This window comes from Rhodococcus sp. ZPP (assembly GCF_017656075.1).
Lineage (GTDB): Bacteria > Actinomycetota > Actinomycetes > Mycobacteriales > Mycobacteriaceae > Rhodococcus_F > Rhodococcus_F oxybenzonivorans.
The window spans coordinates 1,338,371-1,363,196 of record NZ_CP058638.1; the positions used below are offsets into that span (position 1 = coordinate 1,338,371).

The following is a 24,826-nucleotide window of genomic DNA, read 5'->3' on the forward strand; positions in this document are numbered from 1 at the left end:
CTGTTGACAGCCCTTTCGCCCTTTGGCCACCGGCGAAGTATCTCCCGTCCTGGCCCCAGTGGCCGACACCGCCGGTCGGGTCGGCGCTGCCGACCGACGGTATCCGAGGGTGGCCGGGCTCATCGCCGGCGCGGCTCGGTGCGGGTGCTCGCAGCATCCGGGGCGGGGCGGGGAAGGGTGACGCGGACGCGAGCGATGCGGCGGCCGTCGAGAGCGCTGACGGTGAGCCTGGTGCCGTCGATGGTGACGGTGTCGCCGAGCTGGGGCACCCGCTGCAGGGTATGGAGGAGGAAGCCGGCCACGGTTTCGTAGGGTCCCTCGGGCAGGGTGAGACCGGTTGCAGTCTCGAAGTCCTCGACGATCAGTAGCCCGTCCACCTGCTGATGGGTCGGGTGCCGCGCCGCTCCGGCGCCGACAGGTGGGGCGGGTTCGTCGTACTCGTCTCCGATCTCGCCGACGATCTCCTCCACGATGTCCTCGAGAGTGACGATGCCGGCGGTGCCGCCGTATTCGTCGACGACGATCGCGATCTGCAGATTGTCGCGGCGCATCTCCGTCAGTGCGGCCAGGGCGGGCTTGGAGGCCGGCAGTTGCAGGACCGGCCGGCACAGGTCGGCCACCGTGGTGACCGTGTGGGGGTCGGCGAGCAGCAGATCACGCAGGTGCACGAACCCGGCGATGTCGTCGAACGAGGCGCCGGTGACCGGGTATCGGCTGTGCCCGGACGCCAGGGCCTGCTCCCGGGCCCGGGTCAGGAGGGTGTCGGCGGGCAGGAAGTCTACGTCGGTGCGCGGGCGCATCACCTCGATCAGGGTACGGTGCCCGGCGTCGAAAACCTCGGCGAGGATGCGGCGCTCGCTCTCGGCGATCGCGGCATGTCCGATCACCAAATCACGCAGCTCTTCGTGAGTAATGGCCTCATTCTTGGCCTTCGGGTCCCCACCGAGCAGACGCACCAGCAGGTCGGTGGAGACCGACAGCAGCCAGATCACCGGGCGCATCGCGGTGGCGAACCGATCCAGGGTCGGCGCGGTCAGCAGAGCAACCCCGGTGGTGCGTTGCAGAGCAATACGTTTGGGCACCAACTCGCCCAGGATCAGCGACAGGTACGCGATCACCAGGGTGGTGCCGATCAGTGCGGTGGCGGAGGCGGCCTCATCCGGCAGCCCCCAGGATTCGAAGGTCGGTATCAGGTCGGGTGCGAGGGTGGAGGCACCGTAGGCGGCGGAGAGAAACCCAGCCACGGTGACCCCGACCTGCACCGCCGACAGGAACCGGTTGGGGTTGCGGGCCAACGCGGCGGTGCGTGCCCCGCGGCCGCCAGCGCGCTCCAGGTTCCGGATCTGGCCCTCCCGTAGGGAGACCAACGCGATCTCGGTAGCGGCGAACACACCGCCGACCAGCACGAAGACCAGCACCAACCCGACGTTGACCACAGTGTCGTTCATCGCCGCCGCCCAGTTCGGAGCGGCCGTGGTCTGTGACGGTGGCCCATGTCCCTTCTCCTGTAGGAGAACGTCCTCGATCTTCTGTGCACCTCAGTGTAGGCGAAACCGGACAAACCGGACATCCGCCAAGCTGGTCCAGGTGGGCCCTCCGCGAGGGACCGATCTGGCTGCTCTACCGCGCCAGCGGGACCTGACCAGCAATTGCTCCGGCCAGGTCCCACCGCATGGGATCCATAGTGGCGGACCCGCTGTGGCGAGGCGTACCGGTCAGGCGGCGGCTCCGGCGGCCGGTAACAGCCGTTGCAGCACGTCGGTGAGGGTGATCAGCCCGGTCACCTCGCCGCCGCCGTCGTCGAGGATCAGGGCGAGGTGGCTGCGGGACTCGCGCATGGTGCGCAGCGCCTCGTATACCGGGGTGCCGGCGGGCAGAGTGAGGACCGAGCGCATCAACGCCCGGGCGGTGTACGTCGGCGGCGCTTGCAGGCTGTCCCGTACATGGACGACGCCTTCGACCCCGGCGTCGCCGCGGACCAGCAGCCGTAGGTGACCGCTGCGTTGGCCGGCCACGCGGATCTCGTCCGGTGTCGCCTCTGGAAGGACACCGGACGGGGCCGGGTTCGGCCGGACCATGTCCCCGACGGTGAGGGTTTCGAGTTCCAGGGCGCTGGTCAATTGGCCGTGGTAGCGCTCGTCGAGGGTGCCCGCGGTCGCCGAATGTGCGACCAGGTGCCGCAGCGCACCCGAGTCCTGACCGGAGCCGACCTGGTCGACCGGGGTGACCCCGACCCGGAGCAGGCACCGGTTCGCCATCCGGTTCAGCGCATTCAGCGCGGGGCGGGTGGCCCACATGAAGCCGCGCATCGGGATCGCCAGCAGGCTCGCCGACTTCTCCGGGTGCGCAATCGCCCACGACTTCGGTGCCATCTCCCCGACGACCAGGTGCAGGAAGGTGACGATGATCAGGGCGAGAACGAAACCGGCGACATCGGCGAGCCACAGCGGTACACCCCAGTCTGCGAAGGCCGGGGTCAGCCAGTGGTGCACGGCGGGTTTGGTGATCGCCCCGAGCGCCAGGGTGCACACGGTGATACCGAGCTGGGAGCCGGCCAGCAGCACCGACAACTCCGAAGCGCTGCGCAGGGCAGCCCGGGCCGCCCGGCTGTTCGGGGCGGCGTCCTCGAGCCGGTGCCGGCGGGCCGCGATCAGCGCGAACTCGACCGCGACGAAGAAGGCGCTCGCTCCGATCAGCCCCACGGTGACTGCCACGACGATCCACGGGTTACTCATGATCCGGCTCTTCCTGCTGTTCGACGTGAACGGTGACGGACACCGAGGCCGGTACCCGATGGGCGACCCCGCGCACCTGCGCGGTGAGGTATCGGCGCGGGGGATCCCCGTCGGCGATCAGGTCGGTCGGGTCGGGCTCGAGCGGAATGTCCACGGTGTCGCCCATGCGGGGCAGACCGCCGAAACGGGCGATCACCAGACCGGCGAGGGTCTCGTAATCCCCGTCCGGCACGGCGTGCCCGACGATGCGTTCGACCTCGTCCAGATGCAGGCCGCCGGGAATCGTCCAGCCGTCGGCGGCGGACCCGATCACTGTGGTGGTGTGGTCGGGGTCGTGCTCGTCGGCGATTTCCCCGACCAGTTCCTCCGCGAGATCCTCGATCGTGACGATCCCGGCGAATCCGCCGTACTCGTCGATCACCAGAGCCATCTCCTCCCTCGCCGCGCTCAGGGCGGTGAGGACCTGCGGCAGCGGCAGCGAGGCGGGCACGATCACCGGGGGCCGGCACCGCGAGGCCGCCGTCCCGGTCGGATCGGCGCCCAGCAGATCGTGCAGGTGGATCACCCCGTACAGGTCATCCGAGGACCTCCCCGCGACCGGGTAGCGGGTGTGCCCGGACCCCATCCGGGCCAGCACCGCCGACACCGGTTCGTCGGCCCGGACGGTGTCCACGTGCGCGCGCGGAATCATCGCGTGCTCGGCCGTCTCGGTGGGGAAGTCGAGAATCCGATCGAGCAGGGTGGACAGCTCCCGCGGCAGCTCCCCGGCGTCACGGGATTCGGCAACGATGTGTTCGAGGTCCCGCGGTGTCGCCGAGTGCACGACATCATGGACCGGCTCGATCCGCAGCGCCCGCAGCAGCAGGTTCGACGACTGGTCGAACAGCCAGATCAGCCAGCCGAACAGTCTCAGGTAGATCGTGGTCGACAGGGCCAGCCAGCGCGCGACGGGTTCGGGACGGGCGATCGCCAGGTTCTTCGGGAACAGCTCCCCGAAGACCATCTGAACGAAGGTGGAGAAGAGTACGGCCAGGACGGCGCCGATTCCGATTCCGACGGCGGTCGGGACGCCGACCCCGCCCAGCAGCTCGCCGACGCCGCGGCCGATCAGGGGTTCGGCGACGTAGCCGACGAGTAGGCCGGTGACGGTGATGCCCAATTGGGCGCCGGACAGCATGAACGAGGTGCGCCGGGTGACCGTCAGGGCGCGGGCGGCCCCGGTGTCACCGGCCTCGGCTCGGGCCTCGAGCCGGGAGCGGTCCACCGACATGTAAGCAAATTCCTGCGCCACGAAATAGCCGGTCAGGGCGGTGATCGCCACGACAACGAGGATGCCGACCGCGATGCTCAGAACGATGGTCACCATCTGCTCACCCGCAACCGGGTGAGGGGGCTGCGATCAGCAGCGCGGGGCGGGCGGGGTCTTCGAGGTTTACGTTTGCGCGAAGCGCTGCTCATAACTCTCTCTGCAAATCGGGGACACGGAACACGATCGTCGCTACCAGGAGGACGAACCAGTAATAGTAAAGGGTTCTTTACGATCGTGTCTGCAGTGGTGGTCACGGTGGACCGCACACCTCGACGTACCCCGCAGCGAGGTTGGGATACATGACGGCGATCTCTTTGACCGCTAGCTGATTTCGGACAGGCGGGCCGCCGCCAGGAGCGATGCCACGCCGTGTTCGATTCCGTGGGCCAAGTCGGCCAGGTCGGGGTTGGTGTCGTAGTCGCCCGTGATACCGAAGGTGAGGTGGTCGCTGTAGCTCAAGACAGCGATGCCGATGCGTAACCGCAGTGCGATCGGCACGTAGGGGAAAATTTCGAGGATCTCCCGGCCGAGGATGTGCCGCATCTGACGGGGCCCGGGAATGTTCGTGGCGACGGCCACGACGCTGTGCTGAGGGAACCGCATGGCCAGGCGTATCGCCCATGCCAACGGCATGAACGGCCCGTACTGTGCCAGCGCTGTGAACGCTTTTCCGCCTTCCGCCTCGTTGCCGGCTTTGTGCGCGGCGAGGCGCCGGTGCACCGCAGTGAGCTGTTCGACATGGTCCTCGATGTCGACGGGGAGAAACGGAAGCATGAGAGAAACCTCGTTGTGCACCGGGCCCCCACCCGGTGGGTCGGTCCGCACGGACACGGGGACGAGGGTGCGGACGGTGCGGGCTTCCGGGATTTCGCCTCGTCGCAGGAGGAGCGTGCGCAGTCCGCTGGTGATCGCGGCAAGAGCGACGTCGTTGACCGTGACTCCGTAGGCGGAGCAGATTTCGCGGACGTCCGCCATGCGGGTGCGGGCGGCGCTGTATCGCCGTTGGCGTCCGATGGGCCCGATCAACGACGTGCTGGACGTTGACGTCACCATCTCGGCGAGGAGGCGAGCGAAACCCAGGGTGGCGCCGATTGTGGCCGCCGCGAATCGCTGCGGTGCGGTCAGTACCGCTGTGAGCATTCGGAATTGACGCGCCGGTGACAGAACTCCGGTGATCGTGTCGATGATGCCGGAGGGGGTCTGCTTCTGGGAGACGATTTTCGGTGTGGCCGGTGTGATGACCGGCGGGTTCTCGTCGCACATCGCTTCGAACAGTTTGGTGCCGGCGATGCCGTCCGCCATACAGTGATGCATCTTGGCGAGCACGGCCCAACGCTCCCCGGTGAGTCCTTCCACCACCCAGCATTCCCACAGCGGATGATCGCGGTCGAGGCGATGCCCCATTACCCGGGCCACGAACCCGAACAGCGTCTCCTCTTCCCCGGGCTGCGGGAGCGCCACTCGACGTACGTGGTGGCCGAGGTCGAACACCGGGTCCTCCACCCAGGACGGTTTCCCGAGATCCAGCGGCATCATATGGAGTTTGTCTCTTGCGTGCGGTAGATCGACCAGCCGCGCCACCACCGCCTCACGGAACTGATCCGGAGTCGGCGCCGGACCTGCGAGAATCGCCAACGCGCCGATCGTCAGGCTCGCGTGGTCATCGGAATCCTCGGTCTCGAGGAACCCCGCGTCCAGAAAACTCAGTGTGTCATCGTCCATCAGTCCTACCTCACCACGTCAGACGTGCATACCGATCACTGTGCCGCAGACAATCCGGGCACGACAGAGTCGAACGGTGTGCTCGTGTGGCCGAAAGTCATCCCTGTTCTGGACACAGCACCTCAAGGACTTGGCGTTCAGCACCGCGGGACGACGATGAGCGGGCATGGCGCGGTGTGCAGTAAGGCCGCGCTCGTCGAACCGAGGGTCATTCCCTTGAATCCGCCGCGGCCTCTGGTGCCGACGACGAGTAGCTGCGCCTCTTCGGCCTGCGCCAGCAGGTGCCGCACCGGCCGGTCTCTGACGAGGACCTGCTGTACCGCGACGTCGGGGTACTGCTGGGTGCATCCGGTCAGGCTCTCCCCCAGCAGTGCCTGTTCCGACTCTGCGACCGCCTTCCAGCGGTCGGGGCCGGTTTCCAGGGGAAGAGTGGACAGGTCCTGGTCCGACCAGGCATGGAGTGCGATCAGCGGGGTTCGTCGTAGGGCACTTTCCTCGAACGCCAGCGCGATGGCGGGTTCGCTGTTGGCCGAGCCGTCGACGCCGACCACAACCGGGCCCACGCCGCCCTCCTCAGGGGTGGGTGGGGCACCTTCGATCACGACAACGGGGCAGTGTGCGTGCCGGGCGACGGCCGAGGTGACCGAACCGATCAGGCCGCCGGTGAATTCGCCGAGTCCGCGGCGGCCGAGCACTATCATTCGCGCCGACTCCGATCGGTCGACGAGCACCGCGGGCGCATACTGCCAGTGCAGCTCCGTGTGTATCTGGACAACGCCGCGGGGGTCGTGAGCCCGAGCGAGCTCAGTAGCTGCGGTGAGGTCACGCTCGGCTCGCGCACGCAATTCTGGGCCCACCAGCGGTAGGGACTCGGCCCCGCGGTAACTGACACACGCCAGAAGGAGCAGTGGAGCGCTGCGAAGGATCGCCTCGGCTACCCCCCACCGCACCGCCTCCGATGATGGCGGCGACCCGTCTACGCCCACGACGATCGGGGTGGTGCTCATGATGTGCTCCTCTGCACGCCGGCGACTTCGGCCAACACCGCCGACGTCACCGGTTCGAGAACTTTCTCTGTTGAAAGGGACAGGCCGCGACCGTAACCGACGTCGGCGACCTCGACGGCGTACAGCACCCAGCGCCGGGGCAGCCGGCCGAGCACCGCACCCAATCTCAGTGCCTGGGTGAGTCCGAGCCCGTGGGTGCTGGTGGTCTTCGCATCCAGGGCGGCGAGCGCTTGTGAGTCGAATCGGTGCACGGTGCCGGGCCGCGAAGGATCGCACACGATGGCGTCCACCAGGACAGCGACATCCATATCGGCCCAGGCGTCGAGGAGGGTCGCCGGGTCACCGTCGGAAATCGTGACCAGCAGATTGGGAATCGCCCGGGCGGCGACCGCGCGCGCGACTGCGGGCCCGACACCATCGTCGCGTCGGTTTTCGTTCCCGACTCCGAGCACCACCGCCGTCATCGGCGGTCGATCGTGAGTGTCAGGAAGTGGGTGGCACAGGAGATGCAGGGGTCGTAGTTGCGAATGATCCGCTCGCACAGGACGGCCAACTCCTCGTCCGGGAGGCCGAGATGAGCATCGACGGCGCCGCGGAGATCGTGTTCGATCGCCGCCTGGTTCTGTGAGGTGGGCGGAATGATGGTCGCGGTGCGGACCAGGCCGTCCGGATCGAGTTCATAGCGGTGATACAGCAACCCGCGGGGTGCCTCACTGACACCGTGACCCACCGCATGGACGGGCGGCCCGTCGGTGAAGGATCGCGGGGGCCGCTGATAGTGATCGATGAGGCGTAAGGCCTCCTCGACCGCGTAGACGACTTCGACGGCGCGAACGACGATGCTGCGGTATGGGTTTCGGCACTGCGCACCGAGGTTGGCTGTTGCTGCCGCGGCGGCCGCACCTGTCAATTGCGCGGAGTTGAGGGAGTAGCGCGCCAAGGGCCCTGTCAGGTAGCGCCGGCCGTCGAGTTCGGCGTGGAGGGCGGTCGAGTGCGGCACCTGATGCTCGATCACGTGCCGGGGGAATTCTTCTGGCCCACAATGCACTCCATTCGTCGAAACGATGTCGCCGTCTTCGATGGCGTACCGGGATTCGTGGTGGAGTGCGAGGAGGTCGTGGTCGAGTTCGATATCCGGGAAGTCGAAGGTGGACACCCAGTCGACGGTGGCTATCGCGTGCCCCAAGGCGGCGCGCAGCTGCTCCGCCAGCGGGGCCAGCTCGTTGCGGGTCGGTGCGCGGTGGAATCCGCCGACCCGGACGTTGACCGGATGAATGGCCCGGCCGCCGATGAGATCGAGGATGGCGTTGCCCGCCTTCTTCAGTGCCAGTCCCCGCTCAACGGCAGCCCGGTCGCGTCGCGCGAGGGCGATGGAGTCGGGGAAGCCGAGGAAGTCCGGTGCATGCAGGAAGTAGATGTGCAGGACGTGACTGGCGATCCACTCGCCGCAGTACAGCAGCCGCCGAAGGTCGAGGACGGCATCGGTGACCTCGATACCGCAGGCCTGCTCGAGCGCGTTGCAGGCACTGACCTGATAGGCGACCGGGCAGATGCCGCAGATCCGGGAGGTGATGTCGGGTGGCTCCAAGTAGTGCCTGCCACGCAGGAACGACTCGAAGAACCGGGGCGGCTCGTAGATGGCCAGGTCGACTCGGTCGGCGCGACCGTCTCGTACGGTGACGTCGAGTCGGCCCTCCCCCTCGACTCGGGCGAGAGCCTTGACGGTCAGTTCTCTCGTGGTAGGGGTCATGGGGGTGATCCCCGCGTTTCGGTGTCGAATGCTGCCACGTTGAAGGTCGCGAGGACGCGCGAGATGGCATCGTCGTTCATGCCGCAGGTGCGCAGCCACCCCATCAGCGAGGTGAGGTTCGGGTCGGTCGTGGGGCCGAAACAGCCGTAGCATCCGCGCGAGACCGCGGGACACAGTGCTCCGCAACCGGAGTGGGTGACCGGTCCGAGGCAGGGGGTGCCGTCGGCCACCATGACGCACGTCAGTCCGCGCCGCTTGCATTCGGTACACACGGTGGTGTTCGGGATGTTCGGTCGCCGCCCGGCCAGGTAGGCGGTGATCACCTCGAGGAGTTGCCGCCGGTCGATCGGACACCCGCGTAGCTCGAAGTCGACCGGGACGTGCGCGGAGATCGCGGTCGAAGTGGCCAGGGTGTCGATGTAGTCGGGGCGGGCGTACACGACCGACAGGAAGTCGTCGATATCGGCGAAGTTGCGCAACGCCTGGATACCGCCCGCCGTGGCGCAGGCCCCGATCGTGACGAGGAAGCGGGACTGCTCGCGCACCGCCCGGATCCGCTCCCGGTCGGCGGCGGTGGTGATCGATCCCTCGACGAGCGACAGGTCGTAGGGGCCGCCGATGATCGTGTCGGACAGTTCGAGGAAGTGGGAGATGGTCACGGCCCCGGACAGCGCCAGCAGTTCGTCTTCGCAGTCGAGCAGGGTGAGTTGGCAGCCGTCGCAGGACGCGAACTTCCACACCGCGAGGGTAGGTCTGGTGGTCGGTGGTGCGCTCATCACAGCTCCGGTACCCGTAGAAGTGGTTCGGCGGTGGCGAAGTCGACCACCGGCCCGTCACGGCACAACAGCAGTTCGCCGAGCTGGCAATGACCGCAGACGCCGACACCGCACTGCATGTTCCGCTCGAGGGAGACCTGGATGTCGGTGGCAGGTACACCACGGTCAAGCAGGACTCGGGCGGAGAACCGCATCATCGGTTCAGGCCCGCACAACAACGCGGTGGTGCGGGCGGGATCGATGTTGATGCGGTGCAGCGATTCGGTGACGAATCCGACGGCCCCCGTCCATCCCGATACCGGCTGATCGATGGTCAACTCCACGTCGAGGTCTTCGCGGGCCTGCCAGGCGGCCAGCTCGGCGCCGAAGAGAATGTTCGACGGACTGCGCGCACCGACGATGACGGTCACCCTCCGGAACCTGTCGCGCTCGGCCAGCACGGACCCTATGACGGGCCGCAGGGGGGCCAGGCCCACACCACCGGCAACCACGACGAGGTCGCGTCCGCCGGGGTGCAGGTTCCATCCGTGCCCGAAGGGGCCACGAACTCCTACCACCGCGCCCACCGGCGTGTCGTGGAGGGCTCTGCTCACGGCGCCGACGCTGCGCACGGTGTGCACCAGCACACCGAGGTCCCCGCGGGGCGCGTCGCTCACCGAGATCGCGACCTCTCCGACTCCGTGGGCGTACAGCATCATGAACTGCCCGGGCAGAACCGGGGTTTTCGGGACGGCTGTGGTGGGTGTCAGGGTCACCGTCACGGTGTCGGTCGTCTCTTGGGTGCGGGAGTGGACACGGTAACCGGTGGGGAGCATGTGGGCGGTCGACATGGCGTCACATCTCCCGGCGGTTCGCATAGAGGTCGAGCAGCCGCGCCCGGGTGGACTGGAGGCGGGCGATGAGCAATCCCGAGAACGCTCGGGTGACGACGTACCCGAATTCGGGCTCTGCTCCGGCCATCCGCTCGAGCGCGGTGATGTCGATTTCGGCGGCTTCGGTGGCCGCCGCCGCGTGGGCGGCGAACTGCCAGACCGGTCGGGCTCCCAGCCAGGACCAGCCGAGAACGTCTCCACCATGAAGGGTTTCGAGTGCCACGGCGCCGCGGCCGGGTACGTGCGTGGTCAGGACGACGCTGCCCGAGCCGATCAACCAGCACCGAGTCGCCGGTGCGCCCTCCCGGAAGATGACCTCTCCTTCACCGAATCGCACCGGGGAGGTGAGTGCGGTCAGCCTGCGACGGTGCTCGTCGTCGAGTGCGGCGAGCAGGGACGGCAACACGGTGCCGCCCGCGGTCATCGTTGCTCCCGCGCATCGTCCGGCCGGTACGGCGGAAGAGTCTGGACCAGCCGTGCAGCCTCCTCGGTGATGTCGATGCCGACCGGACACCAGTCGATGCACCGCCCACACCCCACACAACCGGAGCTGCCGAACTGGTCGAACCAGGTACCGAGCTTGTGGGACATCCACTGCCGGTATCGGCTCTGCCCTGATGCCCGGACGGTTCCCCCGTGCAGTTCGCTGTAATCGAGTTCGAAGCAGGACGACCAGTGCTCCCAGCGTTCGGCATGCTCGCCCGTCAAGTCGGTGATGTCCTCGCTGGTGGTACAGAAGCAGGTGGGACAGACCATCGTGCAGTTGCCGCACGTGAGGCACCGGTTGCTGACCTCGTCCCAGACGTCCTCGCTGCGGGCGTCGGCCAACAGGTCACGGAGATTGACCTGCGGCATCGTCCGGCCCATCCGGCCGGCCGCAGCGCTCACGGCCGCTCGGGCTTCGTCGATGTCCGTGGCGGCAGCGGGGCTTCGGTTGATGTCGGCGAGTACATCGGCTCCGGCGTCGGTGCCGACCTCGACGAGGAACCGATGGCCTTGCGAGTCGACGCGTTCGGTCAACGCGAGGTCGTAGCCGGGGCCGGCTGCCGGGCCGGTGCCCATGGAGGTGCAGAAGCACACGCCGCCGGGTTCGGTGCAGTGGGCGGCGACGACGAATAGGGATCGGAAGCGGCGGGCGGTCGCGCTGTCCGCGTCCGGATCCGGGCACAGAACCCGGCGCAGTACGGCGATCGCCGCCAGGTCGCAGCCGCGGACGCCGACGAACGCATAGGGGGTGTCGTCCTCGACAGGGGGGTGGAAGGTGCCGTCGGATTCCGCCGACCACAACTGCTGTCGGGGCGGATGCAGGTACTGCTTCCACGACTGGGGGCCGGACGAGTGCCCGAAGACCGCGTCGTCGTCGCGTCGACGTAACCGGTACGTGCCGGGGCCGGTCGTCACACCCCAACCCGCTGGCAGTTGAGCGCCCGACTCGAGTTCCTCGAGGACGATGGCACTGTCGCGCACCGTGGGACCGACCACACGGTAGCCGCGCCCCCGGAGGACGTCGATCATCTGGTCGACACCCCGACGGTCCAGGACGCTGTCACGATGTTCTGCCGGAGTGCTGGTCATCGGGTCGCTCCTTTCGGGCGTCTCGCCCCTCCCTTTCCCATTGAGCCAGTCCACATACGGCGCGGAACAGGGCCGTTCGGCCTTTCCGGTCGATAGAGCCGACACGTGCCGACCGCGAGGTGGTTCCCGGCCCGCTCAGGCCTCGAGATGGATGTGCTCGCGCGTCGCGGCCTCGAGATCTGCCACCGTCGCTTCGATGAGTTGGTGCGAGAGGTCGGCCAGCGCACGGGCTGCGGCGAGCTCGTCACCGATCTCGGGAATCTCGGTGTCCTTCGGATTGCGCCGGGCCGTCCCGACACCGATCAATGCGGTCTTGTCATGGGTCCGCAACCGCGCTTGTGCCCGGGTGCGGGATCCGGTCTCACCTGAATCATGTTCGTCGATCACGATTTCGACCGACCATTTCCTCTCGTGCATACTCATCACGCCCTCCTTCTAGGTCGCTCCGATCACTGGGTCACCACTGCCGAGCGCGCAGGGTACGCGTCGACTCGCTCGCGCACCGTGAGCAAACGCTGACGGGCGAGGCGCTCGGCGAGTTCCGGAATGTCCGCAGTCGGCACCCCGGCGAGGTCTCGAATGCTTCCGGTGACCATCCGGCAGATCGCCGCGCGTGCGAAGGACTGACCGAGCTCTGATACCAGGCGGTCGACGATCCCCCGCCCGGGATCATGGTCGGTGCCGTCGTGCGTATCGGGGCTGTTCATCGCGGGTCGACGTCCTCTCGAGCTGGTGTGGGTGGCGACTATCTCCCAGCATCGACGCAGCGGAGATCACGCAATAGAGGCGAAGGACCGTAGTCGGTGACTTATGCCTCTGACGCTGACGTGCCGTCCGGCGGTTGAATGCTTACGACGGCACAGGGCAGAGGGGCTGACAACGATGGAGACCGCAGTACCCCAGGTCAGAGCGGACGTGACGGTACGCCGCTTGTTTGCCGATGATCACGACGCGGTGCGCCGCCTGCACGAGCGGCTCGACGAGCACGACCAATACATGCGGTTTTTCGCCGTGCGTCCCGCGCACCTCGCCGAGCTCGCGGAATCGCTCTGCCGGCAGGATCCTGCACATTATGCGTTGGGCGCGTTCGTCGGCGATACGCTCGTCGGCGTCGCCAATTATGTCTCTCTCGATGCCGACGCCGATGCCGATGCCGCGCCCTCGGTGGTCGAGTTCGCTCTCGTCGTCGACCACGCTTACCGGATGCACGGAATCGGGACGGCATTATTGACCCGGCTGGTGCAGCACGCGAGGGCATGTGGAATCGAGCAGATGAGGGCCGAGGTTCTGACAGAGAACGCGTCCGTACTTGCTCTGATCCGCGATCAGGGCTGGGGGTCTGCGTTGCGGCGCGACGGTGACGAAATGCACCTGGACATCGACGTGGGTGAGTCGTGATGGGAATTACCGTCCGAGAAACGCACACGGCGTATGTCGTCATGGTCGACGACGTGGTGTACAAGGCCAAAAAGCCCATCCGAACTGCGTTTCTGGATTTCAGCACGGCGGACAAGCGCCGGTCGGCATGTGACCGCGAGGTCGAACTGAATCGCCGTCTGTGTCCCGATGTGTATCTCGGTGTCGCCGAACTCGCCGATCCGACCGGTGGACCGGCCGAACCGCTCGTCAAGATGCGGCGGATGCCGGACAACCGCCGGCTCGCCACGATCGTTGTCCGTGGTGACGAATCGCCGGCGCAGCTCGACGAGATCGCCGACGTGATCGCTCGGTTCCACGAGCGCGGGGTCCGCGGCCGCGACATCGACGAAGATGCCACTCGAGACGCCGTCGCCGCGCGGTGGCGAGCCAACGTCACCGAGGCGATGGGGTATCAGCCGCGGGCGCTTGCGGAGATGGAGGTCGACGAGATCGATCGGCGCGCACGCCAGTATCTGGCCGGGCGTGAGCCGGTTTTCACCGAGCGGATCGAGTGCGGGCGGATCGTCGACGGCCACGCCGACCTCCTGGCAGATGACATCTTCTGCCTGCCGGACGGTCCCCGGATCCTCGACTGCCTCGACTTCGACGACCACCTGCGCCACATCGACGGCCTCGATGACGCAGCGTGTCTGGCCATGGATCTCGAGTACCTCGGCCGCGCGGAACTCGCGGAGGCCTTCGTGCGCCGCTACTGCGCGTGCGCCGCGGACGACCCGCCCCCCACGCTCATCGACCACTACGTCGCGTATCGCGCATTCATGCGCGCGAAAGTGGCCTGTCTGCGCTACACCCAGGGTTCGACGGAGGCACTGGTGGACGCACGCGGCCACACCCAACTCGCTCTGCGTCATCTGCGTTCGGGCGCGGTGCGGCTTGCCCTGATCGGTGGACTTCCCGGAACCGGGAAGTCCACGCTTTCGCGTGCGGTGGCGGAGCGAGTGGGTGCCACTGTCCTGTCCAGCGACCTCGTACGCAAGGAGCTGGCGGGCGTCGGCCCGCACGTATCGTGTGCCGACGAGTACGGGCACGGCCTCTACAGCGGCTCGATGACCGAGGACACGTACACCGAATTACTCAGGCGCGCGGCCCGATTGCTCTCCCGCGGGTGTTCGGTGGTGCTCGATGCCTCGTGGACGGACCCGCGGCTGCGTCAGTGGGCCACCTCGACCGCCCGCAAGGAGCACAGCGACTTGGTCGAGATCGAATGCGTCGCGCCTCGCTCCGTCGCCGTGGAACGGATCCGCACCCGCCCGCACGGCAATTCCGATGCCACCGCAGAAATTTACGACGCAATGGCGCAGCGGATTACGCTCCCTCCGTTGGCCACCCCGATCGACACGAACACCGATCTCGGTGACGCGGTGGACGCGGTCCGAGCCCTCTGGGATGCCACGGAGGGATGGCGCAACTACTGACTCACGTCACCTCTGACGGTGGCGGCACCTGACCGGAGAACCCATGCGCGAGATCGTAACCCTGACGATGAACCCCGCTCTCGACATCACCACGGCAACAGGGCGGGTGATCGCCACCGACAAAGTGCGGTGCGCCGCCCCCAGACGTGACCCCGGCGGTGGAGGCATCAACGTCGCGCGCATCCTGCATGTACTCGGCGCGCCGGCTACCGCCGTGTTTCCTTCCGGTGGGCACAGTGGCCGGGCGTTGGAAGACCTCCTGGCCACCGAGGGAGTGCGAAGTCGGAGCATCACGATTCGCGGATCCACCAGGGAGAGCTTCACCATCGACGAGGAGCAGACCGGTCTGCAGTATCGCTTCGTGCTGCCCGGTCCGTCACTGACACCGCGGGAAGTCGAGTCCTGTCTCGACGCCCTGGTGCAGAGTGCCAAGGACGCCGCCTTCGTCGTCGCGAGTGGCAGCCTTCCCCCGGGGGTGCCCGTGACGTTCTATCAGACCCTCGCCGATGCCCTCGCCGATTCGTCTGCTCGCCTCGTCGTCGACACGTCCGGCCCGCCGCTGCGCGCGCTCGAGCGCGGTGTGTATCTCCTCAAACCGAGTATTCGCGAGCTACGTGAGCACGTCGGGCGGGATTTGCGGACTCTCGACGAGCAGGTCAGCGCGGCACGAGAACTCATCACCGCCGGGATTTGCGCTGTGGTCGTTCTCTCCCTCGGCCCCGACGGGGCCGTGCACGTGACAGCGGCGGAGGAGGAGCACTGCCCGTCCCTGGCGGTGCCCGTGGTCAGTGCGGTCGGGGCCGGAGACAGCATGGTCGCGGGAATCATTGTCGGGCTGGAGCGACAGTGGGACCTGCGGGAGGCGGTGCGCTACGGTGTCGCCGCGGGGGTGGCGATGCTGCGGACACCGGGCACGGCACCGTGCCGTCGGAGCGACGTCGACCAGTGTTATGCCGCGCTCGTTCGCCGTGCCACTGTCGGGCAGCATTCCGACGCTGTCTACTAGCTTCCTAGCTTCTCGGGCCCGGCGAACAGTCACGGGCCTGCTCGAGCAGGACCCGGCGTTCGGCGACGGAGATGTTCCGGCGCGTGCGGGTAGCGACGTCGGGTGCCACCGACACCGAGGTGATGCCCTTGCGCACCAGGTGTTCGGCCAGGGCCGGGTGGGTCGACACCGCCTGCCCGCACAGCGAGGTGGTCAACCCTGCCCGGGTCGCCCGCTCGATGATGGTGTCGACGGCGTCGAGGACGGCCGGGTCCATCGTGTCGAACAGGTCCCGGCAGATCTCGGAGTCACGATCGACGCCGAGGATCAGCTGGGTCAGGTCGTTCGTTCCGATGGACACACCGTCGATACCGAGGCGGGCGTATTCCGGGATCCAGTAGGCCACCGACGGCACCTCCGCCATGATCCAGCGATGCATGCGGTGATCGGCGCCCAGCGGGTGCGCCGCAAGGTGACCGAGACACTGCTCGAGTTCCCACCGGGTTCGTACGAACGGAATCATCAGGTGCACGTTCGGATAGCGTTTGCGTACGGTGTGCACCACGTCCAGGTCGAGTCCGAACAGTTCCGGCTCCCGCACATAGCGGAAGCACCCGCGGTACCCGATCATCGGGTTGTCTTCCACCGGTTCCACGTCGCCTCCGACCAGATTCGCGAACTCGTTGGTCCGCAGGTCGATTGCCCGGTACACGACCGGTCGTGGTGCGAATGCTGCAGCGATCTTCTCGACGGCAGCGGACATCGTGTCGACGTACTCGGCGCGGCGCCCTTCGGCGAGCATGGTCATCGGGTGCCTGCCCTGCAAAGCGTCCATGATCATGAACTCGGCGCGCAGGAGTCCGACCCCGTCGACGTCCATCGCCGCGACCCGCTCAGCCGCATCCGGTGTCGCCAAGTTGACGTACACCGACGTCGCTGTCGGCTCCGCCCAGCTGAACGATCCGGCGTGCGGTGTTCCGCTCGGTGCGGCGGGGGCCGAGTCGGCAGCCGGCAGTTCAGCGGTCCCCGCTGCGCCCTCGCACACGGTTCCGGCGTCACCGTCCACGGTGACGACGGCGCCATCGACGAGCGTTATTGTCGCGGTGCGGGTTCCGACCACGACGGGGCGTCCGAGCTCGCGTCCGACGATCGCCGCATGACAGGTGATACCACCGCCGTCGGTCACGATGGCCGCAGCCCGGCGCAGCACGGGCAGCCAGTCGGGACGTGTCATCGGGGCGACCAGAATGTCACCGTCGTGCAGTTGGTGGGCGTCGGTGACGGACCGGAGGATGCGTACCCGGCCCGTCACGGTTCCGGGGCTTGCGCCGAGCCCGTGCGCGAGCACCGCGCCGGCCGGTGCCGGTTCCGGTCGGCCGGCATCGACGGGGGGCGTGTGGTCGCCGAGAGTGGTGATCGGGCGGGTCTGGACGATCCAGAGTTTGTCCCCGGCGAACGCGAACTCGAGGTCCTGGGGTGCGTGGTAGTGCTCTTCGACCGAGAGTGCGAGCAGCGCGAGCCGCTCGAGTTGGGTGTTGGTGAGGACTCGGTCACCGCGCTGGTCGAGGGGAATCTCAGTGGTCCGCTCTCCACTCGCATCGGCGGTGATCGCGAAGGTTTGCGATCCGATGTGCTCGTCGAGTAGATGGAAGCCGTCCTTGGACAGCACGTAGGTGTCGGGTTCGACCTGTCCGCCGACCACGACCTCGCCGAGCCCCGCGGCGGCCTCGACGACCATACGGTCGCGGGCACCGGTCCGCGGATCGGCGGTGAAGGTGACGCCGGAGGTGTCGGAATCGACCATCAACTGGACGACGACGGCCACCGAGGGTTCTTCGGTGACACCTTGCACGCTGCGGTAGGTCAGTGCTCGTTCCGACCAGAGCGATGCCCAGCATTTCCGTATCGCCTCGACGAGGGCGTCGGGTCCGCAGATGTCGGTGAAGCTGTCGTGGATGCCTGCGTACGAGGTGTCGGCGGCATCTTCGGCAGGAGCTGAGGAACGTACTGCGACACGCACCGAGTCACCGAGTTCGTGATAGGCATCGACGATCTCGTCGCGGAGCGCGTCGGAGACCGGGACATCGAGCACAGTCGACCGTAGCTCGTGGGACGCTGCGGTGAGCGCGGCATCGTCGGCGCCGGCGGGGGGCAGTCCTCGCGCGCGCAGCATGTCACGCACTCCCGCGTCCTCCATTGCCTGGAGGTAGCCGTCCTTCGTCACCACGAAGCCCGGGGGTACGGGAAAACGGGCGTGGGTCAGCTCACCGAGATTCGCCGCTTTTCCGCCCACGGAAGGCGCGTCGGGCAAACGCACCTGGTCGATCGGCCGCACCCAACGATGCTCGACCACTGCCTGTTGGACCTTCATTGTGAACTCCTCACCGTCTCGTTTCAGCCAACCCCGCTATGCGTCCGCAGGACAGGGTCGAAGGTCACCGCCCTACCGGCAGCACGCCGTGGTGGGCAGCGCCCGAATACCCTGGCACCGTCCGGGAGGTCACTACCAGGATGAGGGTCATGACGACCCGACCCACTTCCCGCACCTCGCTGCTGACAACGAGTGCCGCAACGGCCGCGCAGGCGATCTTCGCTGCTGCCCTGATCGGCTTTCACGTGCTCATGACCAAGCCGCTGCGCCGCTGGCGCACCAGCTGGGGGGCGACAAACGCCGAGGTGCTGACACCCTTGCCCGGAGATGACCTGGTACCGAACCCGCGCTGGGGATACACCCACGCGATCACGATCGCCGTGCCGACCGAACAGGTGTGGCCCTGGATCGTCCAGCTCGGGCAGGGACGAGGCGGCTTCTACAGTTATGAGGGACTCGAGAACGCCATCGGGTGCCGCATACGCAACGCTGACCGGGTTCTTCCGGATTGTCAGCACCTCGCGGTAGGCGACAAGGTCCGGTTACACCCGAAAGCCCCCGCACTGACAGTGGCGGTGGCGGACCCGCCATCGGCGTTGGTTCTGCACGGTTGCAACGCCGAAACGGGCGACGCGTCGATCTGGGCCTTCCACCTGCAACGGATCGATGAGCGGCGCACCAGACTGATCGAGAGGGGCCGGGGAACCTACGGGCCGTCGCTGGCGAGCCGGCTCGCCTTCGGCCCGGCGCTGATCGAACCCGTCTCCTTCGTGATGAGCCGCAAAATGCTACTGACCATCCAGAACCTGGCCGAAGGCGTGTGAGCCGTTCGCGGGTAGCTCGGCGTACACGGCAGCGCCGGCCGTCACGCCCGCACCGGCGGCGATGATGAGCGTACGAGTGCCGGCACGGCGGCCACCTGCATCGAGTCCGGCCACCAGCGCGGCGGTATGGATGTGTTCGTCGTCGGCGACCACGACGCGGGAATCGGGCAGGCCGAGGTGGCGTGCCAGGGCCGACCGGAATTCCGGGCGGGGCGGAGCGAGCACCACGGCATCGATATCGGCGAGGGTGAGGCAAGCATCCGTAAGGGCTTCGGTGGCGGCGGCCGCGGCCGCGGCGGCATAGCGTTCATCCATCGAGGCCGACTCCCGGAACCGCAGAACATTCCGGGAATCGATCCCCCCGACGGTGGCGGAGAACGCGTCGGAGCCGTCGAAGTCGTTGACCCAGTGCACGCGTCCGAGACCGTAATCCTCGTCGGTCCAACTACACAACACCGCGCCTCCGGCCGCGGAGAACGTGAAGTTCTCGCTCATCCTGTGGCCGGGATCGGCATCACTGGCGACGACAAGGGCGCAGTCGATCGTCCCGGATCGTAAGAACCCGTCGACGATCTGCAACCCGGTCAGCACACCACACGTTCCGTTCGCTATATCGAACGAGAACGTGCCGTGCTCGCCGGTATGCGGATCCTCCGGATGTGCGCCGATGTCCTCCTGGATCATCGCTGCGAGGGCAGGTTCCCCGAGATTGCGGTCCCGATACAACCCGGCGTTGACCAGAAGGTCGACCTCGTCCGGGCTCCGTTCGGCGTTCTCGAGGCAGGTCTTCGCCGCGGACACGGCGAGGCGCAGTGCGCTGTGCCGGTTTCGCCACCCACCGGAGGTGACGTCTACCCGATCAATGATCGTGCCCATAACCAGCCACCAATTCCTCGTCCAGTTCCAGTAGAACGACCCCGATCTCGAGGCCGGATGCCAAGGAGATCAACGCCACGGTCTCCCCCGGCTGAATATGTCCGGCCTCGAGTTCCTCGACCAACGCCACGGTGTGCGTCGTCGACGCCGTGTTCCCGTACCGGTCGACGGTGATCACCGCGTCGTGCCGGGGACCATCGCCGAACTCGGACTTCAACTCGGCCATGCCTTTCCGGATGGCCCGGGCGGAGGTTTGATGGGTGATCACGTGATCGATGTCGTGCATCGACATCCCGAGCGTGTCGAGGACCTCGTGCAACAGCAGCGGTGTGTCCGCGATGGCGGCTTTCTGGATGCCGCGGGAATTGGTGAACATGCGCGCGCCGGGTTCGTTGCCCTTCGGGTAGGCCAGGCATAGCCGGCTGTAATCGGCGACGGTGGTGAAGCCGGCGAACCGAATTCCAGCCGATCCGGCCGGAGCCCGCTCGAGGACCAGTGCGGCACCCGCATCGCCCAGCGTCAACGACGCCAATTCCTTGCTCATGATGTTATGGATGTGCCGCGCCGCGTTCTGCCCGAGCTGCGAGATGTACTCACCACTGACGATCAACGCCCGTTCGATAACGCCCTGCCGGATCCAGTTGTCCGCCACCGTGACTCCGGTCAGCATTCCGGCGCACGCGTTCGACACGTCGAAGGTCATCGCCCGATCCGCGCCGAGCGCCCGGGCGACAGCACTGCTCATCGTCGGCTCGAGCCACTGGGTGAGTCCGCCCCGGAACTTGGTGATGCTGCAGCTGATGACGGCGTCGAGGGAACCCGCATCCCGACCCGAGTGCTCCAAGGCGTCCTGCGCCGCGGCCGCGGCGAGGGTATAGGAATCCTCGTCTCCCACCGAGACCCGCCGCTCGCGGATTCCCGTCAAGCGTTCGAGGTCGATGTGAGTGGTGTGACGGGTCGTTGCCATCAGCTTCTCGGTGGTGAGCCGTGTGACCGGGAGATGCCTGCCTGCACCGGCCACCCGGGTGCGGTAGGGGGTTCGGGAGTCCTCTCCCCCAGCTTCCATCAGGAGCCAATGCTTGATCATGGTTGCCACCTCCGTACCCACCACGATCGCCCCCTCACGTGGCCGCGGACCAGGGCACTTCGGCCCTACCTCCCAGAAATTGTCACCGAAATCGGTAGCGGCAACCGAACGCTGTCCATCAAGGACGACAAAGGCCCAATGGCCCTTCCCCCACGGCCGCGGGCGGGCCAGGCTTGTGCAGAGGGAAGGAGCCGTCATGCAGGCGCGACACATCATGAGCAGCCCGGTCACCACCGTGGCGCCGTCGACACCGATCGACGAGTGCCTCCGCATCATCGGAGAGTTCGGATTCACCGTGCTCCCGGTGGTCGATGAGGCACACCGGCTGGTGGGTATAGCGTCCGAGGGTGATCTGCTCCGGGAGAAGTTCCGAGCCCTTCCGCAGGCCGATGCGGCGGTGAAGGAGACGATGACCAGCCCGGTCATCGCCATGACCGCGGACACCGACCTCAGCGATCTCGCCTCCGCGATGCTGCGCTCGGGTCTGCGTGGGATTCCCATCGTTCAGGGAAGTGACCTCATCGGGATCGTGACCCGGCGTGATCTTCTCGGTGCCTTGACGATGGACGACACTCACATCGCGAAGGAGGTGCAGCATCGCCTCGACGTGTACGCGGGTTCGCGGCGCTGGACCGTCGAGGTCGCGGACGGCAAGGTCGCCATCGGTGGTCTTTCCGCCGACGACCCGGAACGCGGCGTGGTCACCGCCCTCGCCGAGACGGTTCCCGGTGTCGCCGATGTGCGGTTCGCCGGCTCCTGGCATTCCTGATCGAGCGGTAACTGCTCTACTCTGGTCGACCTTCTGTCACGGTACCGAGACGATTGCGGTGTCGGGTGCCGGCGAGCACAGGGCCAGAACGGCGCGGAAACCGTCTGCCAGGGAGTCGGTCAGCGTCTCGAGGTCGGGGACGGCGCCGAGGTCGGCGTTGATGCCCACGCAGCACTGCGACGTGTAGGACATGAGGGTGACGTTCAACGCCGACCCGAGGGTGGGGCTGAAGGCGTAATACCGGACGATCTGCGAGCCGGCCATGAAGAGCGGTACAGGTGATCCCACCACGTTCGACGCCACCAGGTCGACATGCTCGAGCATGTTACCCAGAAGCGAAGGGGGTAGCAGATTCAATGCGCCGGCAATGTGTGACGACAACGCAATCGCCGGTTCTCTGCGCCAACTCTCCACAACGGCGTGAACCTCCCGTATCAACTGGGCGGGGTCTTCGATGTTCGTCGGCAAGGCGAACCGCGCCAGAGTAATGCGGTTACCACCGAGCGGGTCGGTGTCGGTGCGCAAGCTGATCGGCAATGTGACTCTCAGTGCCGGAATTTCGGCGCCATGAACCCGGTGATACTTCGCCATACCCAGCAGGATGGCGGCGAGGAAGCCGTCGTTGAGCGATCCGCCCGCGGACTCGGCGGCCCGGCCGAGCGGTTCGAGCGGGGCCTCGAGGACGGCGAACCTGCGGCGCGTGGTGCGCGTCCTCATCACCGGGGACAGCGTGGTGCGAACAGGACGCGTCAAACGCATCGTCGAAGCCACGACATCAACCGACCGGCGAAACGAGTCGGCCGGACGTCGGATCAGCCCCTCGCCTCCCCGCACCATCCCGATCGACACCCCTCGTACGATGCGACCCGTCATATCCCGGTACCAGGCAAGACCATCGATCGGCCCGGACCTTCGCCCGTCGTCCGGCACCACCACCTCGGCATCGTCTGCGCGCACGGTTCCTTCCCGGGTGAAGTCCACGATCTCCCGGGCGATCTGCATGCCGCCGACGCCGTCGGTGAGGCAATGATGAACCTTCATCACGAGGGCCGCCCGGTGATGGCCGAGCCCGTCGAGCACCGTGAACTCCCAGAGGGGACGCTCCTTGTCGAAGGCCGCCATACCGGTGGTGCGCGCAAAATTCAGCACTCCGTCCCAACCGCCCGGTTCCGTGAGCGTGCAACGTCTTACGTGCCAGGTGAGGTCGAAGTCGGGGTCCTCGACCCAGCGGGGCGGGGCAACGCCCACCGAAGCGGTGACCACCTTGCGCCGAAAGATCGGAACCCGCTTCGTCCCCCGCTCCATCATGTCGACGAACCGCGGCCAGTCGGGAACCCGGTCGAGGACGGCAACCGCAACAATGGTCGAGCGCAGGATCGGATCTGCCTCCATCCGCCACGACATGTAGTCCGTCTGCGTCATATATCTGTTCGTTGCGCTCACCGTGATCACCGCAATCCAGTACTGAAAAAGCTGTCCCTTCGTTCTCGCCGTTACATCGGCATCATGTGCATTGGCATGTGCGGCAGTATGCCCGCGCCATGCAGCCACATCATGAACTCGTGCGGCAGTAGGCCGGCGCCATGCAGCCACATCATGAGCTCGTGAGCCATCTGCAGTGCATCCATGTCGATCACCTCCTCGCCGACGTCGTCATCACTCGCTTAGGACGCTGTCTCGGCGCGCAACGTCGCCAGACGTGTCCGGTACTCCGCTTCGTCGATCTCACCTCGCGCGAACCGTTCCGCCAGAACCTTTTCCGCGGCATCGCGGGCAGACGGCACATTGTGGGGGGTCTGCATTCCGTGGCCCAGATAGCGGATCATCGCGACGATGCCCACGATCAGCAACCCCCAGAAGAGGGCCATCCCGACGAACATCAACGCGTATCCCCAACCGCTTGGATCGTTGTGGTACATCACGATCAGTCCTTCCAGGCTTCTCGGCGCCGGCGCACCAACCCGGGTCGGTACAGCACGGCTCGTACCTCGAGTGTCCCCCGCCAGGCGGTCATCACCACAGGGTCTTTCGCCTCTCGTGACCACCGGCCCCTGGGGGACCCGGAGGACCACGGGTACCGACGAAGTGCCCTTCGGCCCTACCTGTACCTCACGATGATCCCGGATTCTGGACAGAAGACCGGTCACATCGACAGGAGCCACCATGCGAGTAGACATTCCCATCGTCGTCGGAGTCGACGGCTCCGCCCATGCACTCGACGCCGTACGTTGGGCGGCACACGTGGCCGTGGTCCGCGGCGCCCCGTTGCTGCTGGCTTCGTCGCTTGTGGTGCGGCGCGGAACCTACGGTGACGCCATCAACCTCTCGGCGGGTGCCTTCACGGATCTCGAGTACGCCGGGAAGCAGCGCCTGGAGAGGGCGGCGGAACTGGCAACCAAGGCGGTCGGTGACGCACCGCTGACGGTGCGCACCACGCTTCGGGAGGGCAGCCCCGCGACTGTCCTTCTGGAGTTGGCGAAATCGGCCCGCATGCTCGTCGTGGGATCCCGGGGGCTCGGCGGTGTCGCCGGTGGCCTCCTCGGCTCGGTGAGCACGGCGGTCGCCGCCCACTCGCCGTGCCCGGTGGTTGTGGTTCGCGGCATACCTGACCCCGTGGACGCTGTTCTCGACGGCCCGGTGGTGGTCGGGGTCGACGGATCGGCGCGCAGCACACCGGCGATCGGCGCGGCGTTCGAGGAAGCCGCTCTCCGCGACTGCGATCTGGTTGCGGTGCACGCGTGGAGCGACTTCGATCTATCGACCGTCTTCACCACCGACGACGCGGACCATCACGATCTGAGCTGGCCCGCGATCGCCGTCGCGGAAGAGGCCGTACTCGCCGAAAGCCTGGCCGGCTGGCACCAGTCCTACCCGGGCGTCACTGTCCGGAAGGTGGTCGTCCGGGATCGACCGATCGACCACCTCGTCGAACTGTCCGAGCAAGCGCAGCTCGTCGTCACCGGCAGCCGCGGACGCGGCGGCTTCACCTCCCTACTCCTCGGGTCCACCAGCCGGGCCGTACTCCATGCCGCCCGGTGCCCGGTGATGATCGTCCGCAAGTGACCCGGAGTTCGCCTGGCGTCGCGACCGCAGGGACTGCGTACAGATCTAAGCGAGCGGTTTTCATCACGTGATTGCAATGAAGGGGACATCGCACAGCGGCGAATCCGGTTGCTCGGTGAAGACACTCTCGCGCACTTCCGCGACGTACAGACGACCACCCACGAGCACGTGTTGGCTCTGCACATGGACTGGCGGCCCGGACATCGACTTCCGCAGCGACTGAGACGGCACCAAAACACAGGTCCGACGG

General features: G+C 66.9%; 25 protein-coding genes. 6 read left to right on the plus strand and 19 right to left on the minus strand.

Annotated elements, in window-relative coordinates; all coding sequences use genetic code 11:
- Positions 1 to 119: 119 nt before the first annotated feature.
- From HYG77_RS06345 to HYG77_RS06405, 13 genes are all read right to left on the minus strand, one after another.
- Positions 120 to 1,448 carry a hemolysin family protein gene (locus tag HYG77_RS06345; RefSeq protein ID WP_208962164.1) on the minus strand — a complete coding sequence of 443 codons (1,329 nt, stop codon included), beginning with the start codon at positions 1,446 to 1,448 and terminating at the stop codon, positions 120 to 122.
- 267 nt (positions 1,449 to 1,715) lie between these two features.
- Positions 1,716 to 2,735 carry a hemolysin family protein gene (locus HYG77_RS06350; protein WP_208962165.1) on the minus strand — a complete coding sequence of 340 codons (1,020 nt, stop codon included), beginning with the start codon at positions 2,733 to 2,735 and terminating at the stop codon, positions 1,716 to 1,718.
- A complete protein-coding gene (locus HYG77_RS06355; protein ID WP_109328411.1) occupies positions 2,728 to 4,101 on the minus strand; it encodes a hemolysin family protein in 1,374 nt (457 codons plus the stop codon). The genes HYG77_RS06350 and HYG77_RS06355 overlap by 8 nt, the downstream gene beginning before the upstream one ends.
- Positions 4,102 to 4,365: 264 nt before the next feature.
- Complete coding sequence (locus HYG77_RS06360; RefSeq protein ID WP_208962166.1) at positions 4,366 to 5,766, minus strand: wax ester/triacylglycerol synthase family O-acyltransferase; 1,401 nt, start codon at positions 5,764 to 5,766, stop codon at positions 4,366 to 4,368.
- A gap of 137 nt (positions 5,767 to 5,903) precedes the next feature.
- Positions 5,904 to 6,773 (minus strand): universal stress protein, encoded by an 870-nt coding sequence (locus tag HYG77_RS06365; RefSeq protein WP_208962167.1) that lies wholly within the window; start codon positions 6,771 to 6,773, stop codon positions 5,904 to 5,906.
- Complete coding sequence (locus HYG77_RS06370) at positions 6,770 to 7,237, minus strand: hydrogenase maturation protease (RefSeq protein ID WP_208962168.1); 468 nt, start codon at positions 7,235 to 7,237, stop codon at positions 6,770 to 6,772. Before HYG77_RS06370 ends, HYG77_RS06365 begins: the two co-directional genes overlap by 4 nt.
- Positions 7,234 to 8,523, minus strand: coding sequence for a nickel-dependent hydrogenase large subunit (locus HYG77_RS06375; protein WP_208962169.1), 1,290 nt, complete (start codon positions 8,521 to 8,523; stop codon positions 7,234 to 7,236). Before HYG77_RS06375 ends, HYG77_RS06370 begins: the two co-directional genes overlap by 4 nt.
- A complete protein-coding gene (locus HYG77_RS06380; RefSeq protein WP_208962170.1) occupies positions 8,520 to 9,299 on the minus strand; it encodes an oxidoreductase in 780 nt (259 codons plus the stop codon). Before HYG77_RS06380 ends, HYG77_RS06375 begins: the two co-directional genes overlap by 4 nt.
- A complete protein-coding gene (locus HYG77_RS06385; protein ID WP_244373500.1) occupies positions 9,299 to 10,129 on the minus strand; it encodes an FAD/NAD(P)-binding protein in 831 nt (276 codons plus the stop codon). Before HYG77_RS06385 ends, HYG77_RS06380 begins: the two co-directional genes overlap by 1 nt.
- 4 nt (positions 10,130 to 10,133) lie before the next feature.
- A complete protein-coding gene (locus tag HYG77_RS06390) occupies positions 10,134 to 10,595 on the minus strand; it encodes a cyclic nucleotide-binding domain-containing protein (protein WP_208962171.1) in 462 nt (153 codons plus the stop codon).
- Positions 10,592 to 11,746: a 4Fe-4S dicluster domain-containing protein gene (locus HYG77_RS06395; protein ID WP_208962172.1), complete on the minus strand. Its 1,155-nt coding sequence runs from the start codon at positions 11,744 to 11,746 to the stop codon at positions 10,592 to 10,594. Before HYG77_RS06395 ends, HYG77_RS06390 begins: the two co-directional genes overlap by 4 nt.
- 135 nt (positions 11,747 to 11,881) lie before the next feature.
- Positions 11,882 to 12,163 carry a dsRBD fold-containing protein gene (locus HYG77_RS06400; RefSeq protein WP_204164955.1) on the minus strand — a complete coding sequence of 94 codons (282 nt, stop codon included), beginning with the start codon at positions 12,161 to 12,163 and terminating at the stop codon, positions 11,882 to 11,884.
- 32 nt (positions 12,164 to 12,195) lie between these two features.
- Positions 12,196 to 12,453, minus strand: coding sequence for a hypothetical protein (locus tag HYG77_RS06405; RefSeq protein WP_208962173.1), 258 nt, complete (start codon positions 12,451 to 12,453; stop codon positions 12,196 to 12,198).
- Between the two features lie 175 nt (positions 12,454 to 12,628).
- On the opposite strand from HYG77_RS06405, the gene HYG77_RS06410 reads away from it, so the two are divergent.
- The 3 genes from HYG77_RS06410 to HYG77_RS06420 are packed head-to-tail and all read left to right on the plus strand — an operon-like array spanning position 12,629 to position 15,607.
- Positions 12,629 to 13,144, plus strand: a complete 516-nt coding sequence (locus HYG77_RS06410; RefSeq protein ID WP_208962174.1) for a GNAT family N-acetyltransferase — start codon at positions 12,629 to 12,631, stop codon at positions 13,142 to 13,144.
- The gene (locus HYG77_RS06415) at positions 13,144 to 14,601 is read left to right on the plus strand and encodes a bifunctional aminoglycoside phosphotransferase/ATP-binding protein (RefSeq protein WP_208962175.1); all 1,458 of its coding nucleotides are present in this window, start codon (positions 13,144 to 13,146) and stop codon (positions 14,599 to 14,601) included. The genes HYG77_RS06410 and HYG77_RS06415 overlap by 1 nt, the downstream gene beginning before the upstream one ends.
- 43 nt (positions 14,602 to 14,644) lie before the next feature.
- Positions 14,645 to 15,607 carry a 1-phosphofructokinase family hexose kinase gene (locus tag HYG77_RS06420; RefSeq protein WP_109328387.1) on the plus strand — a complete coding sequence of 321 codons (963 nt, stop codon included), beginning with the start codon at positions 14,645 to 14,647 and terminating at the stop codon, positions 15,605 to 15,607.
- A gap of 4 nt (positions 15,608 to 15,611) precedes the next feature.
- Here the strand turns inward: HYG77_RS06420 and ppsA are convergent, their stop codons facing one another.
- Positions 15,612 to 17,957 (minus strand): phosphoenolpyruvate synthase, encoded by a 2,346-nt coding sequence (ppsA, locus tag HYG77_RS06425; RefSeq protein ID WP_208962176.1) that lies wholly within the window; start codon positions 17,955 to 17,957, stop codon positions 15,612 to 15,614.
- Positions 17,958 to 18,106: 149 nt separating this feature from the next.
- Here ppsA and HYG77_RS06430 point away from each other — a divergent pair, with 149 nt between their 5' ends.
- On the plus strand, positions 18,107 to 18,781 hold the full coding sequence (locus tag HYG77_RS06430; protein ID WP_208962177.1) for a hypothetical protein: 675 nt from the start codon (positions 18,107 to 18,109) through the stop codon (positions 18,779 to 18,781).
- Here HYG77_RS06430 and HYG77_RS06435 read toward each other — a convergent pair.
- Both HYG77_RS06435 and HYG77_RS06440 read right to left on the minus strand, forming a co-directional pair.
- On the minus strand, positions 18,746 to 19,657 hold the full coding sequence (locus HYG77_RS06435) for a 3-oxoacyl-[acyl-carrier-protein] synthase III C-terminal domain-containing protein (protein WP_208962178.1): 912 nt from the start codon (positions 19,655 to 19,657) through the stop codon (positions 18,746 to 18,748). The genes HYG77_RS06430 and HYG77_RS06435 overlap by 36 nt on opposite strands.
- The gene (locus HYG77_RS06440; RefSeq protein WP_208962179.1) at positions 19,641 to 20,744 is read right to left on the minus strand and encodes a 3-oxoacyl-[acyl-carrier-protein] synthase III C-terminal domain-containing protein; all 1,104 of its coding nucleotides are present in this window, start codon (positions 20,742 to 20,744) and stop codon (positions 19,641 to 19,643) included. The genes HYG77_RS06435 and HYG77_RS06440 overlap by 17 nt, the downstream gene beginning before the upstream one ends.
- 196 nt (positions 20,745 to 20,940) lie before the next feature.
- Between HYG77_RS06440 and HYG77_RS06445 the strand changes: the two genes are divergently transcribed.
- Complete coding sequence (locus HYG77_RS06445) at positions 20,941 to 21,513, plus strand: CBS domain-containing protein (RefSeq protein WP_208962180.1); 573 nt, start codon at positions 20,941 to 20,943, stop codon at positions 21,511 to 21,513.
- A gap of 36 nt (positions 21,514 to 21,549) precedes the next feature.
- Here the strand turns inward: HYG77_RS06445 and HYG77_RS06450 are convergent, their stop codons facing one another.
- From HYG77_RS06450 to HYG77_RS06455, 3 genes are all read right to left on the minus strand, one after another.
- Positions 21,550 to 22,935: a wax ester/triacylglycerol synthase domain-containing protein gene (locus HYG77_RS06450; RefSeq protein ID WP_208962181.1), complete on the minus strand. Its 1,386-nt coding sequence runs from the start codon at positions 22,933 to 22,935 to the stop codon at positions 21,550 to 21,552.
- 71 nt (positions 22,936 to 23,006) lie between these two features.
- Complete coding sequence (locus HYG77_RS40615; RefSeq protein WP_257792470.1) at positions 23,007 to 23,141, minus strand: hypothetical protein; 135 nt, start codon at positions 23,139 to 23,141, stop codon at positions 23,007 to 23,009.
- A gap of 36 nt (positions 23,142 to 23,177) precedes the next feature.
- Positions 23,178 to 23,432, minus strand: coding sequence for an SHOCT domain-containing protein (locus tag HYG77_RS06455; RefSeq protein ID WP_109328373.1), 255 nt, complete (start codon positions 23,430 to 23,432; stop codon positions 23,178 to 23,180).
- A 244-nt stretch (positions 23,433 to 23,676) separates the two neighbouring features.
- Between HYG77_RS06455 and HYG77_RS06460 the strand changes: the two genes are divergently transcribed.
- Positions 23,677 to 24,576, plus strand: a complete 900-nt coding sequence (locus tag HYG77_RS06460) for a universal stress protein (RefSeq protein ID WP_208962182.1) — start codon at positions 23,677 to 23,679, stop codon at positions 24,574 to 24,576.
- Positions 24,577 to 24,826: the final 250 nt, after the last annotated feature.

What these genes read in the sequence shown, in the direction of transcription:
- HYG77_RS06365 (WP_208962167.1), bottom strand. Translation starts at nt 6,773, where the DNA reads ATGAGCACCACCCCGATCGTCGTGGGCGTAGACGGGTCGCCGCCATCA.
- HYG77_RS06360 (WP_208962166.1), bottom strand. Translation starts at nt 5,766, where the DNA reads ATGGACGATGACACACTGAGTTTTCTGGACGCGGGGTTCCTCGAGACC.
- HYG77_RS06385 (WP_244373500.1), bottom strand. Translation starts at nt 10,129, where the DNA reads ATGTCGACCGCCCACATGCTCCCCACCGGTTACCGTGTCCACTCCCGC.
- HYG77_RS06415 (WP_208962175.1), top strand. Translation starts at nt 13,144, where the DNA reads ATGGGAATTACCGTCCGAGAAACGCACACGGCGTATGTCGTCATGGTC.
- HYG77_RS06460 (WP_208962182.1), top strand. Translation starts at nt 23,677, where the DNA reads ATGCGAGTAGACATTCCCATCGTCGTCGGAGTCGACGGCTCCGCCCAT.
- HYG77_RS06390 (WP_208962171.1), bottom strand. Translation starts at nt 10,595, where the DNA reads ATGACCGCGGGCGGCACCGTGTTGCCGTCCCTGCTCGCCGCACTCGAC.
- HYG77_RS06445 (WP_208962180.1), top strand. Translation starts at nt 20,941, where the DNA reads ATGCAGGCGCGACACATCATGAGCAGCCCGGTCACCACCGTGGCGCCG.
- HYG77_RS06440 (WP_208962179.1), bottom strand. Translation starts at nt 20,744, where the DNA reads ATGATCAAGCATTGGCTCCTGATGGAAGCTGGGGGAGAGGACTCCCGA.
- HYG77_RS06355 (WP_109328411.1), bottom strand. Translation starts at nt 4,101, where the DNA reads ATGGTGACCATCGTTCTGAGCATCGCGGTCGGCATCCTCGTTGTCGTG.
- HYG77_RS40615 (WP_257792470.1), bottom strand. Translation starts at nt 23,141, where the DNA reads ATGGATGCACTGCAGATGGCTCACGAGCTCATGATGTGGCTGCATGGC.
- HYG77_RS06350 (WP_208962165.1), bottom strand. Translation starts at nt 2,735, where the DNA reads ATGAGTAACCCGTGGATCGTCGTGGCAGTCACCGTGGGGCTGATCGGA.
- HYG77_RS06380 (WP_208962170.1), bottom strand. Translation starts at nt 9,299, where the DNA reads ATGAGCGCACCACCGACCACCAGACCTACCCTCGCGGTGTGGAAGTTC.
- HYG77_RS06420 (WP_109328387.1), top strand. Translation starts at nt 14,645, where the DNA reads ATGCGCGAGATCGTAACCCTGACGATGAACCCCGCTCTCGACATCACC.
- HYG77_RS06370 (WP_208962168.1), bottom strand. Translation starts at nt 7,237, where the DNA reads ATGACGGCGGTGGTGCTCGGAGTCGGGAACGAAAACCGACGCGACGAT.
- HYG77_RS06450 (WP_208962181.1), bottom strand. Translation starts at nt 22,935, where the DNA reads ATGACGCAGACGGACTACATGTCGTGGCGGATGGAGGCAGATCCGATC.
- ppsA (WP_208962176.1), bottom strand. Translation starts at nt 17,957, where the DNA reads ATGAAGGTCCAACAGGCAGTGGTCGAGCATCGTTGGGTGCGGCCGATC.
- HYG77_RS06395 (WP_208962172.1), bottom strand. Translation starts at nt 11,746, where the DNA reads ATGACCAGCACTCCGGCAGAACATCGTGACAGCGTCCTGGACCGTCGG.
- HYG77_RS06430 (WP_208962177.1), top strand. Translation starts at nt 18,107, where the DNA reads ATGACGACCCGACCCACTTCCCGCACCTCGCTGCTGACAACGAGTGCC.
- HYG77_RS06375 (WP_208962169.1), bottom strand. Translation starts at nt 8,523, where the DNA reads ATGACCCCTACCACGAGAGAACTGACCGTCAAGGCTCTCGCCCGAGTC.
- HYG77_RS06400 (WP_204164955.1), bottom strand. Translation starts at nt 12,163, where the DNA reads ATGCACGAGAGGAAATGGTCGGTCGAAATCGTGATCGACGAACATGAT.
- HYG77_RS06405 (WP_208962173.1), bottom strand. Translation starts at nt 12,453, where the DNA reads ATGAACAGCCCCGATACGCACGACGGCACCGACCATGATCCCGGGCGG.
- HYG77_RS06345 (WP_208962164.1), bottom strand. Translation starts at nt 1,448, where the DNA reads ATGAACGACACTGTGGTCAACGTCGGGTTGGTGCTGGTCTTCGTGCTG.
- HYG77_RS06435 (WP_208962178.1), bottom strand. Translation starts at nt 19,657, where the DNA reads ATGGGCACGATCATTGATCGGGTAGACGTCACCTCCGGTGGGTGGCGA.
- HYG77_RS06410 (WP_208962174.1), top strand. Translation starts at nt 12,629, where the DNA reads ATGGAGACCGCAGTACCCCAGGTCAGAGCGGACGTGACGGTACGCCGC.
- HYG77_RS06455 (WP_109328373.1), bottom strand. Translation starts at nt 23,432, where the DNA reads ATGTACCACAACGATCCAAGCGGTTGGGGATACGCGTTGATGTTCGTC.